Origin of the sequence: Archangium minus (assembly GCF_044360475.1) — a bacterium.
In the GTDB taxonomy this organism is placed as follows: Bacteria; Myxococcota; Myxococcia; order Myxococcales; family Myxococcaceae; genus Archangium; species Archangium minus.
In genome coordinates, this window is record NZ_CP043494.1 from 11,317,891 (window position 1) to 11,336,117 (window position 18,227).

The window sequence follows — 18,227 nt, forward strand, 5'->3', positions numbered from 1 at the left end:
TCTCCTAGGGTTCCCCCCCGAAATACCGCTTCACCAGCTCCCGGTTGCGGGGCAGCAGCGGCCCCGACGAATGTCCCGCCTCCGCGTCGCCCTGGGCGCTCGTCCCCTGCCCGCCGCCACCTCCACCGCCTTCGCGCGCGTCCGGCTCCGCGGACTTCAGGCCCCAGAGCCCCTGCGCCTCGCCGCCCTGGCCCTCGGGCAATGGTTTGAAGGCGAGCCGCTCCGGGTCCATCTCCGCTTTGTCGCCAAAGACGAGCGGCTGACTCTCCCCTCCGCGTCCGACTCCTGCGCCCTTCCCCACCCGACGGCTCGCATGGCCCCCCTGCTGACCCTGTCCCTGGCCATTGCGCGAGCCGTTGCGTCCGGCGCCCTGGCCGAAGCGCTGCTCCAGCTCCCGCTGGCGTCGCTCGAGCGTCTCGCGCAGCTGGGCCACCTCGTCACGAGAGCGCGAGCCACTCCGGCCGGAGCCACCTTGCTTCGCCTGTCCAGAGCCGGTGCCGCCGTCCCCCGCGCCCGCGCCACCACTTCCGGTGCCCGACGGGTTGTCGCCGTCCTGGCCTTGCTGGGACTGAGAGGTGGCGTTGTCGTGACCCAGCGCCATCAGCGCGCGCTCGAGCTCCTCGCGCTCCCGTGCCGCGGCCTCGGCTCCCGCGGCGGCGTCCAGCGACTCCTCCAGCTCCCGCGCGGCCTCGGACGCCGAGGCCAGCTCGGCGGCGGCCTTCGCGGCGCGGGCCTCGAGCGACTTCTCCAGGCTGTCAGCGGCCTCCCAATCGGCGGCGTCGAAGCGGCCCTCGGCCACCTCCTCAGACAGCCGACGCAGCTCCTCTTCCAGGGGAGAGCCCAGCGGCTCCTCACGGGCGAGCGCCTCGGCCTTGGCCTGCACGGCGGCCACCTTCGTCGCGGCGGCCGCGTTGGCGGGGCGCACCTGTCGTGCGGGCAGCGGCAGAAGGAAGCCCGCCACGAGGAAGGCGAGCGCCGCGAGCAGCGCCCCCACCGGGCGTTTCCACTGCACCGGAGGTGGCGTCACGGCACGAGCGTATTGGTTGGCGGAGAGCTCCCACTCCCCCACGGAGCGCTCCAGCCGGGTGAGCAGCAGGCCACCCGCGCCGGCCGAGCGGTCCGCCAGCACCGCCGCATGCATCAGGGACACGCTCCGGGCACCGGCCCGGACGAACCACCAGGCCCCCGCGGCGAGCAGCGGCAACGGGAGCACCCAGGGGGCGATGTCTGTCGGCAACAGCCGGATGAGCACGCACCCGGTAGCCGCGGCCCACACGGGGGCAACACCTGCCTCGACCCAGCGGACGGCATTGAGGCGCCGCTGCACGCGCCGGACAGGCGCGAGGATAAGGGCCTGCAGACGGCGTTCGTCACTTGCGGGCATGGACGCCCCGAGTCTCGGACACTCGGACGCCTCTCCACAAGCCGGGGATGCCCGGGCCACTACCAGGCGATGCCGTAGTCCTCGCCGTGGTGGCTGGAGCCGCCCCAGAAGGTGCCGTGCTCGCGGTCGAAGGCAATGGCGTTGATGGGGCCGGAGGTGCGCTCCTCGTAGGTGAGCTCATAGCCCATGCGCTTGAGCTCGGAGCGGACCCAGGGGGGCATCTGCTCGCTGAGCAGCACCTTGCCGGGCTTGGACTCGTGCTTGCCAAACGAGGCGCGCATCTGGAAGCTGTTGATGTTGGCCGCCTCGGTGGCCTCCTGCACGTTCATCCCGAACTCCACCACGTTGAGGAAGAACTGCAGCAGGTTCTGGTCCTGGCTGTCCCCACCCTGCACGGCGAAGGAGAGGAAGGGCTTGCCGTCCTTGAGCGCGAGGCTCGGGGTGAGCGTCGCGCGAGGGCGCTTGCCGGGCTCGAGCACGTTGAAGGGACCCTCGGCCGGGTCCAGCACGAAGCTCTGCATGCGCTGGCTCAGCCCGACGCCCGTACGCCCAGCGATGACGGCCGGAATCCACCCACCACTGGGAGTGATGGAGACCACCCAGCCCTCAGCGTCCGCGGCCTGCACGGAGGTGGTGCCCGCGTAGAAGGTCCGCTCGAAGTCGCGCAGGGCCTGCGCGTCGTCGGCCACCTTCTTCTCGGGCGTCTGGCGGTTCCACTGCTCCAGTTGGGCCTGGAAGGGATTGGACTCGCCCTGAAAGGGGTACGGGTCGCCGGGGCCCACGGATGGGTCGTTCTTCTCCCAGTTGATACGCTTCGCGCGCTCCTTCGCGTACTCCTTGGAGAGCAGGCCGCGGATGGGCTCGGCGGGAGGGAAGTACGGGTCGCCGTAATAGAAGTCGCGGTCGGCGAAGGAGAGATTCATCGCCTGGTAGAGCGCGTGGATGTAGCGGGCGCTGTTGTAGCCCATGGACTTCAGGTCGACGTTCTCCAGGATGTTGAGCGCCTGGAGCAGCACCGGGCCCTGCACCCACGTGGTGAGCTTGTAGACGTCGATGCCCTTGTAGCTCGTCTTCACCGGCTCTTCGATGCGGACCTTCCAGCGCGCCAGGTCCTCCAGCGTGAAGAGCCCGCCCTCCTCGCGCACGCCGCGCACCAACTCTTGGGCGATGTCGCCCTTGTAGAACCGGTCATAGGCGGCCTGGATGGCCTCCTTGCGGCTCTTCCCCCGAGCGAGCGCCGCCTTCTCCGCCGCCACGAGCTTCTTCAACGTGGCCGCGAGGTCCGGCTGACGGAACACCTCGCCGGGCCGAGGGGCCTCGCGGGCCTCCCCCGCGTGCGGCAGCAGCACCTGGCGGGAGTAGCGCCACTCCTTGATGCGCTTCTTGTTCTTCTCGATGGCGTTGGCCGCCTGGGCCTCGATGGGATAGCCCTCCTCGGCCATCTGGATGGCGGGGGCGAGCACGTCGGCCAGCGAGAGCTTCCCGTACTCGGCGAGCATCGTCATCAAGCCGCCGGGCGTCCCGGGAGTCACGGCGGCGAGGGGGCCGAACTCGGGCGGGTACTGCATGCCCTGGCTCTTGAAGAAGTCCACGGTGGCGCCGGAGGGAGCCACGCCCAGGGCGTTGATGCCGATGACCTTGCCGGTGCGCGGATTGTAGATGAGGGCCTGCGTCTCGCCGCCCCAGCTCAGCACGTCCCACATGGTGGCGGTGGCGGCGAGCATCGCGCACGCGGCGTCCACGGCGTTGCCGCCCTTCTGGAAGACCATGGCGCCAGCGGTGGCCGCGAGCGGCTTGCCCGTGATGGCCATCCAGTGCTTGCCATGGAGCACGGGCTTCGCTGTCTGTTGGGCCTGAAGGCGGAGGGGAAGGACGAGGACGAACACGAGCAGCAGGCCGAGGGCGGCCCGCCCGGAGCTCCGGGCTGCGAACATGGTTCCTCCCGCGCGAGTGCGCACGGATGTGGGGGAGCCGCAGCCTAGGATTCCACCCCCGAAAAACGAAGGCCCCGGTCATCAAGAGACCGGAGCCTTGTGGAACCCACGTTCTGTCGCGACGTCGCTACCGCTACTGCTGGAGCTCTCCGCCCTGACTGCCGCCCAGGTCCTGACTGCCGCCCGTGCCCGTGCCCTGACCACTGCTCGTCACGTCCACGCGCAGCGCCGTCGGCTCGCCACCAACGTCCTGGTACGAGGCGCGCACCTGGCTCCCCTCGGCGATGTCGGCGATCGACCCCTGACGGCCGTTCACCATTACTTGGGTCTGCTCGTTGACCTGCAGGCGGATCTGCGGCTGCCCCGGAGCCCCCGAGCTGCTGAGCAGCAACTCATCCGGGCTCGAGCTCACCACCTGGCCCGTCACCAGCTGCTGCCGCTGCTGCGTCTGCTGCTGCGCCGTCTGCTGCTGGGTCCGCGCCGTCTGCTCCTGCTGCTGAGCGGCCTGCTGCTGCGTCTGCGCCAGTTGCTCCTGCTGCTGACGCTGCGCCTCGGCGGCCTGCTGCTGGGACTGCTGGACGTCCGCCTGGGCCTGCTGCGCCTGATTGCTCGCCTGCTGCTGGGCGCGCTGGGCCTCCTGGAACTCCTGCTGCGCCTTGGCCTGGGCTTCCTGGAGGTTCTGCTGGGCCTCCTGCACGTCCGTACGCGCGTCGGCCACGTCCTTCTGCTCGTCGGTCGCACGCGCCTGAGCGTCCTTGGCCTGCTCCAGCGCCTGCTGCGAGCGCTCCTGCGCGGTCTCCACCTCAGAGCGGACCTCTCCCTGGACGCTCTGTTGTCCCTGCTGCTGTCCCTGCTGCTTGCAACCGGTGGCCAATAGCAACGCGGCCGCTCCGGCGGTCAACCACCACGAGCCCTTGGGCATCTGCCCCTCCTAGTCGGATATGAGACAGGCCAAAGATGGAGTCAGACCGCGCGACGCCAACCCGGTGCGCCCTCAGGTCTCGCTGCTCCGCCAGCCCGCCCTCCAGCCTGGAAAAGCAAAGATTGTTTCCTGGAAGGGGACTCCGTCCCGGCCGCGGTCTGTCGCTCGCCTGCCCTATCGCTTGGCTCAGCAACTGACTCGGGAGCAGGCTCCGTCGCCACATCTAGCGACTCGCACTCCAAAATTGCCGCCCGGGCGTAAAGACCGACCCCAGTATACACACTTTTTCAAACAGTTAGCGCGATTGACTGTACGCCCCGGCCCCACACACGATCTGCGGCAACCAGCGGCCAGATCAGGGGGCCGCTCCATCCGCAATACCGAGGTGAAGAGCGAATGACGCTGAAACAGGCGTTGATTTCGGGGTGCGCACTCGCGCTCCTTTCCGTGGAAGCCCAGGCGCAAGATCAGGGCACGGCGGCGCCACAGCCCGCCGCAGCGCCACAGCCCACCACGCCCCCGGCCGCTGAACAGCCAGCGGCCACGGTGATTCCCGCGCCAGCCAACACGCGCAAGATCTCCGGCAAGGTCTTGGACGCCCTGACGAATGACGGGCTGCCGCTCACGCGCGTCATCATCAAGGGCACCACCAAGGGCGTCGAGACGGAGCTCGACGGCAGCTTCACGCTGGATGTCCCCAAGGGCCCGGTGACGCTGCTCTTCTCCAGCCAGGACCACAAGGACCGCGAGGTCACCGTCGGCGCCAACCGCAACGAGGTGACGGTGTCGCTGGACGCCACCTTCGTCGAGGAGATGGTGGTGGTGGGCCGCGCCAGTGAGGTGGCGCGTAAGAACCTGGCCAACTCGGTGGCCTCCGTGAACTCCGAGGAGCTCAACCGCGCTCCCGCCTCCACGGTGGACCAGGCACTGCAGGGCAAGGTGGCCGGCGCCAACATCCAGAGCAACTCGGGCGCGCCCGGTGGCGGCATGCAGCTGAAGCTGCGCGGCGTCTCCACCATCAACGGCACCACCGCCCCGCTCTACGTCATCGACGGCATCATCGTCAGCGACGTGGCCATTGCCTCGGGCGTGTACCAGGTGACCGAGTCGGTGCGCGGCTCCAACCCCTCCCCGACCCAGGACAACCAGGTCAACCGCATCGCGGACCTCAACCCCAACGACATCGAGAGCATCGAGGTCCTCAAGGGCGCGTCCGCGGCCGCCATCTACGGCTCCAAGGCCAGCAACGGCGTGGTCATCATCACCACCAAGCGCGGCAAGGCGGGCGCCGGTCCCCGCGTGGACGTCACCCAGCGCCTGGGCATGTACTCGCTGTCCAACACGCTGGGCGCGCGCCGCTTCTCCTCCGCCGAGGAGGCCCGGGAGGCCTTCGGTCCCAAGGGCGAGCAGTTCTACACCCCCACCTTCTACGACCACGAGCGGCAGCTCGCCGGCCGGCGTGACCTGTCCTACGAGACGCTCGCCAGCGTGAGCGGCTCCGCGGGGGACACCCGCTACTTCGCCTCGGCCATGGTGAAGGATGACAAGGGCATCATCGCCAACACCGGCTACCAGAAGCAGTCCTTCCGCCTCAACCTGGGGCAGAAGATTGGCAGCGACATCGAGGTGAACACCTCGGCCAACCTCGTGCACTCGCTGGGCAGCCGCGGCCTCACCAACAACGACAACGCCAACGTCACCTACCTCATGGTGCTGGCGGGCACGCCCAGCTTCGTGGACCTGACCTCCGCCAGCGACGGCCTCTACCCCAGCAACCCCTTCCTCTCCAACGGCTCCAACCCGCTGCAGACGGCGGCCCTGGTGACCAACGACGAGGACGTGTGGCGCCTGATGGGCTCGGCGGACGCGGTGTGGAACGCGTACAAGAGCGAGTCCCAGAACTTCCGGGTGCTCGCCAACGTGGGCGTGGACCGCTTCCAGCAGAAGAACTCGCTGCTCTTCCCGCCTGACCTCGCCTTCCAGCAGGTGCTGGAGCGACCGGGCGTTTCGCTCTACGGCACCAGTGACGTCCTCAACCTCAACACCGGCGTCAACGTGGTGCACAACTACAAGCCCGTGGGCGGCGGCCTGAGCGCCACCACCTCGGCGGGCTTCCAGTTCGAGCAGCGCAGCATGGACTCGGTGTACGTCAACAGCAGGGGCCTCACCGGCGGCCAGCCCAACGTGAGCTCCGGCACCCAGGTGGGCGTGCTCCAGAACCGGCAGCTCGTGCGCGACCGCGGCCTCTACCTCCAGGAGGAGATGCTGCTGCTCGATGAGAAGCTCACCCTGGTGGGCGCCGTGCGCGGCGAGCAGAGCAGCAACAACGGCGACCCGAACAAGTTCTTCTTCTATCCGAAGGTCGCCACCGCCTACCGCCTCACGCCCTTCCACCCGGCGATCAACGAGTTCAAGATTCGCGCGGCCTACGGCGAGACGGGCAACCAGCCGCTCTACGGGTACAAGTTCATCGGCCTGGCCACCAACTCCAACATCGAGGGTCAGGGCGGCTTCGTCACCACCGGCGTGGTCGGCAGCAAGGACATCCGTCCCGAGCGGCAGCGCGAAATCGAGCTCGGCGTGGACACCCTGCTCTTCAACGGCAACGCCGTGGTGGAGCTGACCGTCTACCAGCGCACCATCAGCGACCTGCTGCTGCAGCGCGCCCTGGCGCCCTCCACGGGCTACACCACCGAGCTCTTCAACGGCGGTGAGATGCGCAACCGCGGCGTCGAGGCGATGCTCCAGGTCACCCCGGTGCGCCAGGACAACGGGTTCGAGTGGACCTCCACGGCCACCTTCACCCTCAACCGCAGCAAGATCACCGACATGCCCGTGCCCGACTTCATCGTGGGCGGCTTCGGCACCAGCCTGGGCTCCTTCCGCATCGAGGAGGGCGCCAGCGCCACGCAGATCGTCGGCAACGCCGGTCTGGATGAGAACGGCGAGTGCTGCGTGGTGAAGAAGATTGGCGACACCGAGCCGGACTTCCGCGTGGGCTTCTCCAACACCCTCAAGTACGGCGACTTCGGCCTGTCCTTCCTGCTCGACTGGCAGCAGGGCAGCGACATCATCAACCTCACCCGCTACCTCTACGACGCCGCCTCCAACTCCCCGGACTACCTGACGGGGGGCAAGGCGCGCCAGGAGCTGATCAAGACGCACGCCGCCGCTTACCTGGAGGACGCCACGTTCCTGAAGCTGCGCGAAGTGACGTTCACCTACACCCTGCCCCAGTCCGCCGTGTCGAGCATTCCCGGGGTGAAGTCCGCCCGGCTCAGCATCAGCGGCCGCAACCTGCTCACCTTCACCAACTACTCGGGGTTGGATCCCGAGGTGAGCAACTTCGGTAACCAGGCCATCGCCCGCAACATCGACGTGGCCCCCTTCCCGCCCAGCCGTAGCTTCTGGACGTCTCTCGACGTGGGGTTCTGAGGACCATGAGGATTCGCAACATGAAGAAGACGACGAAGGTGGTCCTGGCGCTCTGCGCCACACTGGGACTCGGTGGTTGCAGCATGGACGTGGAGGACCTCAACCGCTTGAGCGCCGACACGTTCGAGCAGAGCCCGACGCGCGCGACCGCCATCAGCGCCGCCTCCGGTCTGCTCATCGGGCATCGCACGGGTATGGCCACCCAGAACGGGTACGTGTCCATGCTCGGCGTGATTGGCCGCGAGTCGTACGTGCTGGACACGGCGGATCCGCGCTACGTCGGCGAGATGCTGGCCGGCAACTCGTTGGACCCGGGCAGCCCGGCGTTCGGCGGGAACTTCTGGACCGGCCCCTACGCCAACATCCGCAACGCCAACACCCTGCTCAACGCGCTCGACAAGGTGCCCGGCATCAGCGAGGCCGAGAAGCAGGCCTTCCGGGGCTTCGCCAAGACGATCCAGGCCCTGGACTTCCTGGTCATCATCAACACCCGTGACACCAGCGGCGCGCCCATCGACGTGAACCGTCCGATCGGCAGTGACCTGGCGCCCATCGAGAGCAAGGAGCGGGTGCTGGCGCACATCGCCCAACTGCTGGACGAGGCCCAGGCTCACCTGAAGGCCGGCGGGGAGGCGTTCCCCTTCCCGCTGAGCACCGGGTTCGTCGACTTCGACACCGGCGACAAGATGTCCATCCCGAGCTTCATCCAGTTCAACCGCGCCATCAAGGCGAGGGTGGACGTGTACCGCAAGGACTGGAACCAGGCGCTGCTCGACCTGTCCGAGTCGTTCATCGACCCCACCGGCTCGTACGACAAGGGCGTGTACCACGCCTTCGGCACCGGCTCGGGCGACACGGTGAACGAGCTCAACGACACCGACATCTTCGTGCACCCCGCCGTCATCGATGAGGCGGAGGCGCAGGAGGCCGACCCGACGAAGAAGGATGACCGGGTGCTGCGCAAGGTGAAGCTCGCCAAGGAGCCTCGGAAGTGGCAGGGCGTTGGCTCCAGCTACACCTTCAACCACTACCCGGCGGCCACCTCGAAGCTGCCCATCATCCGCAACGAGGAGCTCATCCTCCTGCGCGCCGAGGCCAACCTCGCGCTGGGCAACATCGGCCCCGCCGCCGAGGACATCAACGCGATCCGCGTGACCTCGGGCAAGCTGGCCCCGCTCGCGGGAGAGCAGACCGCGGCGACCCTCCTCGACGAGCTGCTCGAGCAGCGCCGCTACTCGCTGCTCTTCGAGGGCGGGCACCGGTGGATCGACATGCGTCGCTACGAGCGGCTGAACCAGCTGCCCATCGACGTGGCGGGGCACCGCGTCCACGAGCGCTTCCCCATCCCCATCGCGGAGATGGACGCGCGTCAGTAGTCCCCAGGTAGTTCCCGGTGACGGGAGCGGAGCCATCCCGGGTTCCGCTCCCGCACTCCGGGCCGGGGTACACTGGGACCCCCATGAGCGGCCCCATCCTCGGCATCGACTTCGGCACGACCAACACGGCTGCGGCGTTCTTCGACCGTCAGGGCAAGCTCAAGCTCGTCCCCGTCTCGGAGAAGAACTTCATCCTCCCGTCCGTGGCCTGGTACCACTCCGCGGACAAAGCCATCGTGGGCCTCGCCGCGCGTCGGCAGATCATCGACGACCCGCGCCACACCCTCTTCGGCACCAAGCGCTTCCTCGGCCGGCGCTACCAGTCCGAGTTCGTCCAGCGGCACCGCGAGCGCTTCGCCTTCAACTTGATGGAGGGCCCGGACGGTTACTGCGCCGTGAAGGTGTATGGCCGGGTGGTGCCGCTCAACGAGGTGGCCTACTTCATCCTCCGGCAGGTGCTCACGCTGGCCACCCACACCGCGGGCGAGCCCTTCACCGAGTGCGTCCTCACCATGCCGGCCCACGCGAGCATCCGCCAGCGTGAGGCAGTGCGCCACGCGGCCGAGCGCACCGGCTTGAAGGTTCGCGCCATCATCAACGAGCCCACCGCCGCGGCGCTCTACTACGCCAACCTGCGCAGCCCCGAGCAGACGGTGATGGTGTTCGACCTGGGCGGCGGCACCTTCGACGCCACGCTCATGTCCGTGCGCAACCGGGTGGTGAAGGTGATGGCCACGGGCGGCGACGCCTTCCTCGGTGGCGCCAACTTCGACGAGTGCATTGTCGAGCACCTGGTGGAGGACTTCCGCCAGCAGCACGGCGTGGACCTGCGTGGCAACAAGGTCGTCATGCAGCGGCTCGTCTTCGCCGCGGAGTCTTTGAAGATCCAGCTCTCCCGAGCCGAGGTGGCGGACATGCGCGTGCCCTGCATCGCGCAGGGGCCGGACGGTGGCTTCCTGGACTTCCAGTTCCGCGTCACCCGCAAGCGGCTGGAGGAGATGACCTTCAGGCTGATTGAGCGCGCCGTGTCCGCGTGCGACGACGTGCTGGAGCGCGCGGGCCTGAAGGCGGCCCAGGTGGATGAGTTGGTGCTGGTGGGCGGTCAGACGCGCATGCCCGCCCTGCGCGAGCGTCTTTCGCACTTCCGCCGCTTCGCCTCGGAGAAGGACGTGCACCCGGAGTTGGGTGTGGCCGTGGGCGCCGCCATCCTCGGTCGCAACCTGTCGCGGCCTGGCGGCACCGGACTGATGGACGTGGTGCCCATGCCCTTGAGTGTCATGCTCCCCGGCGGCGCCACGCACGAGGTCATCCCCGCCAACACCCCCGTGCCCTGCCGCAAGGCTGTGTCCCTCGCGGGCCTCCCCCCGGGCACCACGCCCGTCCCCGTGCTCGTCTTTGAGTCGCTGGACACCACCAGCGTGGAACGCGAGATTCTCGGCACCCTTCAAGTGGGCCCCGAGTGGCGCACCGGCCGCGGCGGCCCTCCCCGGCTCGAGCTGCACATGGGGCAGGACTTCGTGCTCAAGGCCTTCCTCGTCGCGCCCGACGGCCGCCTCTTCCCCGCCCCCATCGCGGATGCCAGGCCTCAAATGAGAGCGCCCCGGACCGCGGCCTCCTGAGGGGCCACGGCTCCGGGGCGGGGGTTCAACCCGGGGTGACGCATACCCTCACCCCGTCCCTCTCCCAGAGGGAGAGGGGTGGTCACTGCACCGTGAAGATCAGGTCGTCATGGTCGTCGTACGCGCCCGTGCTGCACGTGGACGCCATGGAGCCCTGGTAACGGAAGTTCGCGCGGATGGCCTGCAGGCTTCCCGTGGGCAGCGTGTACGTGGCGGAGATCGTCGTCGCTCCCGTGCTGCTCGGCTTGTACGAACCGATGAGCTTCCACGACGGGCTGCTGGCGCTCGCCGAGTAGTACAGGTCCAGCGTGTCCGCCGTGGTGGAGTAGGCCCACACCGTGGCCTCCACCTTCACCTGCTTGCCGGCCGCCAGGTTCGTCCCGTCCGTCGTGGTCACCTTGAGGCGGTCGTTCGACTCGTCCGAGTGGTAGCTACCTGAGATGCCATCCGTGCACGACGCGTTGATGGTGTTGGGCCTGTTCACCTCGGGGCCCACCCCGCCGCGCCCGTTGAGCAGCGTGCCCGAGTCGCACCCCGTTCCCGCAGCCGCGCACTTGGGTGCCTTCAGCGTCGCGTCATAGGTAGCGGTGTTGACGGTGCCGCCCCCTCCCGGGTCTTCACCCGTCGGAGGCGGCGTGTTGCCCGTCGTCGCGCCCTTGGCCAGCTCACCCATGAAGGACACGGCCAGCTTGGCGAACTTCACCGAGTTGTTCGCGGTGCCGCCCATCTCCGTGAGCGTGTCTCTCGCGGTGTGGATGTTCGGGTTGTCCGTGCTCATCGTCGCCTCGAAGGGCATCGAGGTCGGGAAGCCCTTGGCGTGCCACGAGGCGTGGTCCGAGCAGCCGTAGCCGCACGCGATGTTGGTGTAGGACAGCCCCGGCTGGTACGTGGAGATGAGGTTGGTGACGAAGGTGTTCTGGGCGGCGTTGGTGTTGTCCGTCACCATGCCGAAGTCGTAGGACGAGCCCTTGTAGTTGGTCATGTCCAGCTGCAGCACGCCCACCACGTTCACCTTGTTGTTCAGGTGCCAGGCGGCGATGTCCGCCGAGCCCTTCAGGCCGATCTCCTCGGCGGCATAGGCCATGAACTTCACCGTCCGTGCCGGCTTGTAGCCATTGGCGATCGCCACCCGGAAGGCCTCCGTGAGCGAGGCCACGCCCGAGGCATCGTCATCCGCACCCGGCGCGGCGTAGGAGGAGCCGCTGCCATTGATGGAGTCCAGGTGCCCGCCAATCACCACCACCTCGTTGGGCAGCGTGGTGCCGGTGATGGTGGCGATGACGGACGGCTGCGGAGAGGTGGTGCTGGCGTGCGTGAAGAACTCCACCGAGACGTCGGAACGCCCGTTGGCGATGGTGGTCCACTGGTCCTTCAGCCACGTGGCCGCGTCCTTGCCCGACTGCTGGTTGTAGCGGCGCGACGTCCAGTTCGTTGACAGCGAGTTGATGGTGTTGCGGATGTTGAGTTCCTGCACCCCCGCCATCATCGCGTTCACCGAGGGCGCGTTGTTGAGGGTGTAGCTGATCAACGCCGCCAGCGACTGCTGCGGAGCGCTGGCGTTCTCCACCTCCGCCAGCGCCTTCTCCTCCGAGTCATGGGCGATGAAGCCCGCGCACCGGTGGAGCTTGTCGTGAATCACGCCCGCGAGCTTGTCGATCTGCGACTCGCGAATGCGCAACGCCGCCACGCCCTTCTTCTCGCGCAGCGGCGCCGACAGCGCCACGCCCTGCGCCTTGAATGAAGCACGCACGGTGGGCAGTGCGTCCGTCCCGATGGTGATCCACACGTCCTTGTCCTGCTGGGGGGCTTCAGCGAACGCGGGCGTGGCACACGCGAGCCACATGGCGATCGGTCCGAACTTCCTCGTACCCATGGGAGTCTCCTCGGTACTGGTGCTTCTTCGTGGGGGGCTTGCGCGAACCAGAGAGCTCTGGTTCGCGTGAAAGGCGGTCTTATCCGCCAACACCAGAACTTATTGCGCCCAGGGGAGGTAAGGAAATAGCATTGAATGTAGAAATACAAACGATGCCTCCCTGGGGCCCCGCCGAGCCCCGGTGCATCGACCTCCACCAGGAGCATGCACCCCAGGCACTGGGGCATTCGTGGTAGCAAGGCGGCGGCCGGTCCGCGCGGAGGACTTCCCCTTCCCCGGCACGGCGACAAGGTTTCAAGGATGCAGGCAGGTGAAGCGCTCTTCGTTCATCCGGGGCTGACGGTACGGCCGTGCGAGTGGGGTTACGGCGTCTTCACGGACCAGGCCATCCCCGAGGGCACTGTCATCGAGGAGTGCCACTACCTCAAGGTGCCCTTCCGCTCGGTGCGCAGCTCGATTGTCTCGGACTACGTGTTCAACATCGAGTGGGGCCCACACGAGGAGGACCGGGGCGGCGAGTGGGTGGCGATCGTGATGGGCTTCGGGATGATCTACAACCACGCGCAGGAGCCCAACGTGTCGTACTACCGGGGCTACCAGAAGGGGGAGGCGCCCAAGGACGTCTTCACCTTCTACGCCCTGCGAGACATCGAGCCGGGCGAGCAGCTGTGCATCAGCTACGGCGAGAACTGGTGGAAGACGCGCGGTCAGGACATGCCCTGAGCCGGAGGCCCGCTTGCTTGTCGCTGCGTCGAGCCCCGTGACATAAAACGGTGCATGCGCATCGGACGTCTCGGTCTTGTGGGTGTGGCCACGCTGGTGGCCTCGTGCGGTGAGAAGGAGTTCCGCATCGGAGGAACGATCAGCGGGCTCTCCGGCGGCATCACCCTCCAGCTCAACGGGCAGGAGAACCTCACCCGGGACGCGGACGGACCCTTCTCGTTCGAGACCCGTGTCGAGGACGAGGGTGACTACGCGGTGACGGTGGCCACGCAGCCTCCAGAGCAGGACTGCACCGTTGAAGGGGGAACGGGGAAGGTGGCCGGCGCGGACGTGAACTCTGTCCAGGTGCGCTGCGCCGCGAGGACGTACTCGATTGGCGGCACGGTGGAGGGCCTGGACGGGACGCTCGAGCTGAGCCTCGGCGGCGAGACGCTCCGGGTGACCACGAATGGCCGCTTCACCTTCCCGACGAAGCTGCCCAAGGGCGGCACGTACAGGGTGGGCGTGGCCTCGCAGCCCGCGAATCAGCGCTGCTCCGTGTCGAACGGAAGCGGGACGGTGGCGGACAACGTGGAGAACCTCTCGGTCCAGTGCGTCTACTGGTACGCGCTCGACAGCTTCCAGGCCGCCAGCGTGGTCATCGGCCAGAAGAACTTCACCAGCGGCATTCCGGACCAGGGAAACAACACCGCGGGAGCGAATACCCTGAATGGGCCCTGGGGCAACCCAGTGCTCGCGGGCGGACGGCTCTACGTCTCGGACCGGAACTCCCACCGCGTCCTCGGCTTCGACGGAGTGCCCACGGCCAACGACGCCTCCGCGGCCTTCGTGCTCGGACAGTCGGCCATCACGGGCAACACGCCGGGACGTGGGCAGGACGGCTTCGAGAGACCCGAAGGCCTCGCCAGTGATGGGACCCGGCTGGCCGTGGTGGACGCTGGCAACAACCGCGTCCTCCTCTACCCGGCGCTTCCCGCGAGCACCGGGGCCACGCCCACGCTGGTGCTCGGCCAGCCCGGCTTCGACAACGACGACATCGAACCCGGCCCGTGCGACGCCCACTCCTTTCACTTCCCGGAAGGCGCGTTCATCGGCCACGGCAAGCTGCTCGTGGCGGACAGCGCCCACAACCGTGTCCTCGTGTGGAACACGATTCCCACCACGAACGGGGCCCCAGCGGACCTCGTCCTCGGTCAGCGCTCGCTCACCACCTGTGCCGCCAATGACGCGGCGGGTGACGGCGTGAGTGATGACGCCCCTTCCGCCTCCACGCTCTGGAACCCCATGGGCGTGTGGACGGATGGAACCCGACTCGTGGTGGTGGATGCCGCGAACAGCCGCGTGCTCATCTGGAACCAGTTCCCCACCTCGCACGGACAGGGTGCGGACCTCGTCCTCGGTCAGCCCGGCTTCACCTCACGCGGCATGGCCACCACCGCGTCCGGGCTGAGAATCCCCTCCTACGTCACCTCCACCGGGCAGCAGCTCTTCGTGGCCGACAGCCAGAACAACCGCGTGCTGGTGTGGAACCAGTTCCCCACCACGAGCGGGGCGGAGGCGGAGGTCGTCCTGGGACAGCCCAACCTCACCTCCGCGACGACGTCCTCGACCCCGAGCGACCGCGGCCTCCATCAGCCGGGGGGTCTCCTCCTGGCGTGGCCTCACGTGGTGGTGCCGGACACCAACCACAACCGCCTCCTCGTCTTCACCAGCCGCTGAGCGCCCCCCCGTTTTGCCTGTCTGGCCGCCCTCCTACCGGGGCACCTTGTTTTCCGAGGAACCAGAAACTTAGTAGGGCCGCGGACTATCCGAGTTTCATCCCCCGTGTATGATTACGTTCACTCGTGGGGAAAAAAGGGGACAACGCGGGAAGATCCGTCATCCGGAGCATCCCGTGGGTCCCCCGGACCGCCCTCCGAGCGTGAGTGCTTCGTAGGGGACGCCGCCGGATGAATAAGAACGAAGCAGGTGCCGTGAGCTGGACCCCCGCCTCCGTGGTGGTGGACCCGGCTTTGGACGAGCGCACGCAAGCCGCGGACGTGGAGTCGCTCTTCTCCTCCACGTCCCCCCCACGAGATGAGCGCTCGCAGCCCAATACCTGGGATGGCCCTTCGGGCATCTCCGGCTCCGGCATTTCAGGCTCCGGCATCACGGGTGATGGGGAGCAGCAGGGCAACGCGCTCAGGCCCGGCACGCGCATCCAGCACTACGAGCTCATCCGCGAGCTCGGCAGCGGCGGCATGGGAACGGTCTTCCTCGCCCGTGACACCCGGCTCGGCCGCCGCGTGGCCATCAAGTTCCTGCACACCCAGGACGCGGATCTCACCAAGCGCTTCATCCTCGAGGCGCGGACCACCGCGCGCTGCAGCCACGAGAACATCGTCATCATCTACGAGGTGGGCGAGTCGCACGCCGGCCCGTTCATGGTGCTCGAGTTCCTCCAGGGCCAGCCGCTCACGAAGGTGATGGGCAAGCAGCGCCTGCCGCCCGCGCGTGCCGTGGAGCTGATGGTGCCGGTGGTGCGCGCGCTGGCGTGCGCCCACGAGCAGGGCATCGTCCACCGCGACCTCAAGCCCGAGAACATCGTCGTGACGGACTCGGGCGGCATCAAGGTGCTCGACTTCGGCATCGCCAAGGTGCTCCAGGGCGACGAGCCCAACGAAGGGCTCCTCACTCAGGTCCACGGCAAGCCCCACCTGCCCTCCGCCGAGGAGCTCGGCGAGGACATGTCCAACCTCACCCGCCGCGGCGCCATCATGGGAACGATGGCGTACATGGCCCCGGAGCAGTGGGGCATCGGCGTCCCCATCGACCACCGGGCCGACATCTGGGCCGTGGGCATCATGTTGTTCCGGATGATCGCCGGCAAGCACCCGTTGGATCCGCTGCGCGGCCCGCAGCTCATGGTCACGGCGATGATGGACGAGCCGATGCCGCGCCTGCAGAGCATGGTACCGGACGCCCCGCCGGACCTGGCCGCCGTCATCGATCGCTGCCTGCTCAAGCCCAAGGACGAGCGCTTCCCGGATGCGCAGTCGCTGCTGCGCGCCCTGGAGCCCTTCCTGCCCGGTCGCTACACCCGCGAGCTGCGCATCGACGAGAGTCCCTACGCGGGCCTCAGCTCCTTCCAGGAAGCGGATGCGGACCGCTTCTTCGGCCGCACCCGGGAGATCGCCGCGCTGGTGAACCGCATCAGCGACCGGCCGCTGCTGGCCGTCGTGGGCCCCTCGGGTACCGGCAAGTCCTCGTTCGTGCGCGCGGGCCTCGTGCCCGTCCTCAAGCGCTCCGGAACGGCCTGGGAGTCGCTCGTCATCCGCCCCGGCCGCAGCCCGCTGACGGCCCTGGCAAACATCATCGCGCCGCTGATGAGCTCCTCCACCACCGTCGAGGAGGACATCCAGGAGCAGCAGAAGCTCGTCGAGCGGCTGCACGCCGAGCCCGGGTACGTGGGCAGCGTGCTGCGCAGCCGGGCCCGGCGTGAGCGCCGGAAGATCCTGCTCTTCATCGACCAGTTCGAGGAGCTCTACACGCTGGTGCCAGACGCCCGGGAGCGCCTGGCCTTCACCGCGTGCCTGTCGGGTATCGCGGACGACGCCACCTCCCCCATCCGCGTCATCCTCTCCATCCGCTCGGACTTCCTGGACCGGGTGCCCGAGGACGAGCGCTTCATGGCCGAGCTGAGCCAGGGGCTCTACTTCCTCACCTCGCCCAGCCGCGAGGGCCTGCGCGACGCGCTGGTGCAGCCGGCGGAGATGGCCGGCTACCAGTTCGAGAATCCAGCGATGGTGGACAACATGCTGGAGCACCTGGACGCCACCCAGGGCGCGCTGCCGCTGCTGCAGTTCGCCGCCACCCAGCTCTGGGAGTCTCGGGATACGAAGCGCAAGCTGCTCACCGAGAGCGCCTACCAGTCGATTGGAGGCATCGCGGGAGCGCTCGCCAGCCACGCGGACAACGTGCTCGCGAGCATGTCCAACACGGAGCGCACGCTGGTGCGCGCGCTCTTCCTGCGCCTCGTCACCCCGGATCGCACGCGCGCCATCGTCTCGGCGGACGAGCTGCGCGAGCTGACAAAGGACTCGGGGGAGATGCAGCGGCTCATCGACCACCTCGTCCAGGCGCGTCTGCTCGTCGTGCAGACGGGAAGCGGCGCCACGGGGGCCACGGTGGAAATCGTGCACGAGTCGCTCCTGCACAGCTGGCCCACGCTGCGGCGCTGGTTGGACGAGGGCCAGGAGGACGCGGGCTTCCTGGAGCAGCTGCGCAACGCGGCCCGGCAGTGGCAGGCCAAGAACTTCGACAGCAACCTGCTGTGGCGCGGAGAGATGGTGGAGGAGGCCCAGCGCTTCCAGCGCCGCTTCCGCGGGGAGCTCCCCCAGCTCCACCAGGACTACCTCGAGGCCGTCTTCTCGCAGGCGAAGAAGGGCAAGCAGCTGAGACGCGCGCTGCTCATCGGCGCCACGACCTTCCTGGGCCTGCTGGTCATCGCGGCAGCGGTAGCGCTGGTGGTCATCCGCAACGCGCAGCAGGAGGCCGAGCGCCAGGCAGAGGTCGCCCTGAAGGCCGAGGCCGTGGCGCGCACCGCCGAGGCGACGGCGCGCAGTGCGGAGACGGAGGCAAAGCAGCGCCTGGCCGAGGTGCAAGCCAAGGAGTTGGAGCGCCAGAAGGCGCAGCAGGCGGCGGAGGCGGCCAACGCGCAGGTGGAGCTCACCAACGAGGAGCTGCTGCGCAAGAACGACGAGCTGCTGTCCGCGCTGGAGCGGGCCCAGGAAGCGCAGCTGCGCGCCAAGGGCGCCAAGAGACGCGCCGAAAAGAGCGCGGTGGAAGCACGCGAAGCCAAGGAAGAAGCCATCAGGGCGGCGGAGAGCCTCGCCACGTTGTTGCGTCGCGAGCAGGAGCGCGCCCAACGCCTGCAGTCGCAGCTCGGCAGTCCGGTCATCGAGGTCCTGAAGTGAGAAGGG

Annotated in this window: 10 protein-coding genes; 6 read left to right on the forward strand and 4 right to left on the reverse strand. The window is 68.2% G+C overall.

Annotation, left to right across the window (positions count from 1 at the left end; all coding sequences use genetic code 11):
* Positions 1-4: 4 nt before the first annotated feature.
* The 3 genes from F0U60_RS46300 to F0U60_RS46310 all read right to left on the reverse strand — a co-directional run bounded on the left by F0U60_RS46300 (position 5) and on the right by F0U60_RS46310 (position 4,240).
* Positions 5-1,384: a hypothetical protein gene (locus F0U60_RS46300; protein WP_395810123.1), complete on the reverse strand. Its 1,380-nt coding sequence runs from the start codon at positions 1,382-1,384 to the stop codon at positions 5-7.
* 59 nt (positions 1,385-1,443) lie between these two features.
* Complete coding sequence (locus tag F0U60_RS46305; protein WP_395810125.1) at positions 1,444-3,318, reverse strand: gamma-glutamyltransferase family protein; 1,875 nt, start codon at positions 3,316-3,318, stop codon at positions 1,444-1,446.
* Between the two features lie 133 nt (positions 3,319-3,451).
* On the reverse strand, positions 3,452-4,240 hold the full coding sequence (locus F0U60_RS46310) for a hypothetical protein (protein ID WP_395810127.1): 789 nt from the start codon (positions 4,238-4,240) through the stop codon (positions 3,452-3,454).
* Between the two features lie 396 nt (positions 4,241-4,636).
* Here F0U60_RS46310 and F0U60_RS46315 point away from each other — a divergent pair, with 396 nt between their 5' ends.
* The 3 genes from F0U60_RS46315 (at position 4,637) to F0U60_RS46325 (ending at position 10,670) form a co-directional block, all read left to right on the forward strand.
* On the forward strand, positions 4,637-7,675 hold the full coding sequence (locus F0U60_RS46315; RefSeq protein ID WP_395810129.1) for a SusC/RagA family TonB-linked outer membrane protein: 3,039 nt from the start codon (positions 4,637-4,639) through the stop codon (positions 7,673-7,675).
* Positions 7,676-7,695: 20 nt separating this feature from the next.
* Positions 7,696-9,051, forward strand: coding sequence for a RagB/SusD family nutrient uptake outer membrane protein (locus F0U60_RS46320; RefSeq protein WP_395810131.1), 1,356 nt, complete (start codon positions 7,696-7,698; stop codon positions 9,049-9,051).
* A gap of 83 nt (positions 9,052-9,134) precedes the next feature.
* Positions 9,135-10,670 carry an Hsp70 family protein gene (locus F0U60_RS46325; protein ID WP_395810133.1) on the forward strand — a complete coding sequence of 512 codons (1,536 nt, stop codon included), beginning with the start codon at positions 9,135-9,137 and terminating at the stop codon, positions 10,668-10,670.
* Positions 10,671-10,752: 82 nt separating this feature from the next.
* Here F0U60_RS46325 and F0U60_RS46330 read toward each other — a convergent pair whose 3' ends face one another.
* A complete protein-coding gene (locus F0U60_RS46330; protein ID WP_395810135.1) occupies positions 10,753-12,543 on the reverse strand; it encodes a M20/M25/M40 family metallo-hydrolase in 1,791 nt (596 codons plus the stop codon).
* Positions 12,544-12,843: 300 nt separating this feature from the next.
* Here F0U60_RS46330 and F0U60_RS46335 point away from each other — a divergent pair, with 300 nt between their 5' ends.
* The 3 genes from F0U60_RS46335 (at position 12,844) to F0U60_RS46345 (ending at position 18,221) form a co-directional block, all read left to right on the forward strand.
* Complete coding sequence (locus F0U60_RS46335) at positions 12,844-13,266, forward strand: SET domain-containing protein-lysine N-methyltransferase (RefSeq protein WP_395810137.1); 423 nt, start codon at positions 12,844-12,846, stop codon at positions 13,264-13,266.
* A gap of 54 nt (positions 13,267-13,320) precedes the next feature.
* Positions 13,321-14,985, forward strand: a complete 1,665-nt coding sequence (locus F0U60_RS46340; RefSeq protein ID WP_395810139.1) for a hypothetical protein — start codon at positions 13,321-13,323, stop codon at positions 14,983-14,985.
* 230 nt (positions 14,986-15,215) lie between these two features.
* On the forward strand, positions 15,216-18,221 hold the full coding sequence (locus tag F0U60_RS46345; RefSeq protein WP_395810141.1) for a protein kinase: 3,006 nt from the start codon (positions 15,216-15,218) through the stop codon (positions 18,219-18,221).
* Positions 18,222-18,227 lie beyond the last annotated feature (6 nt).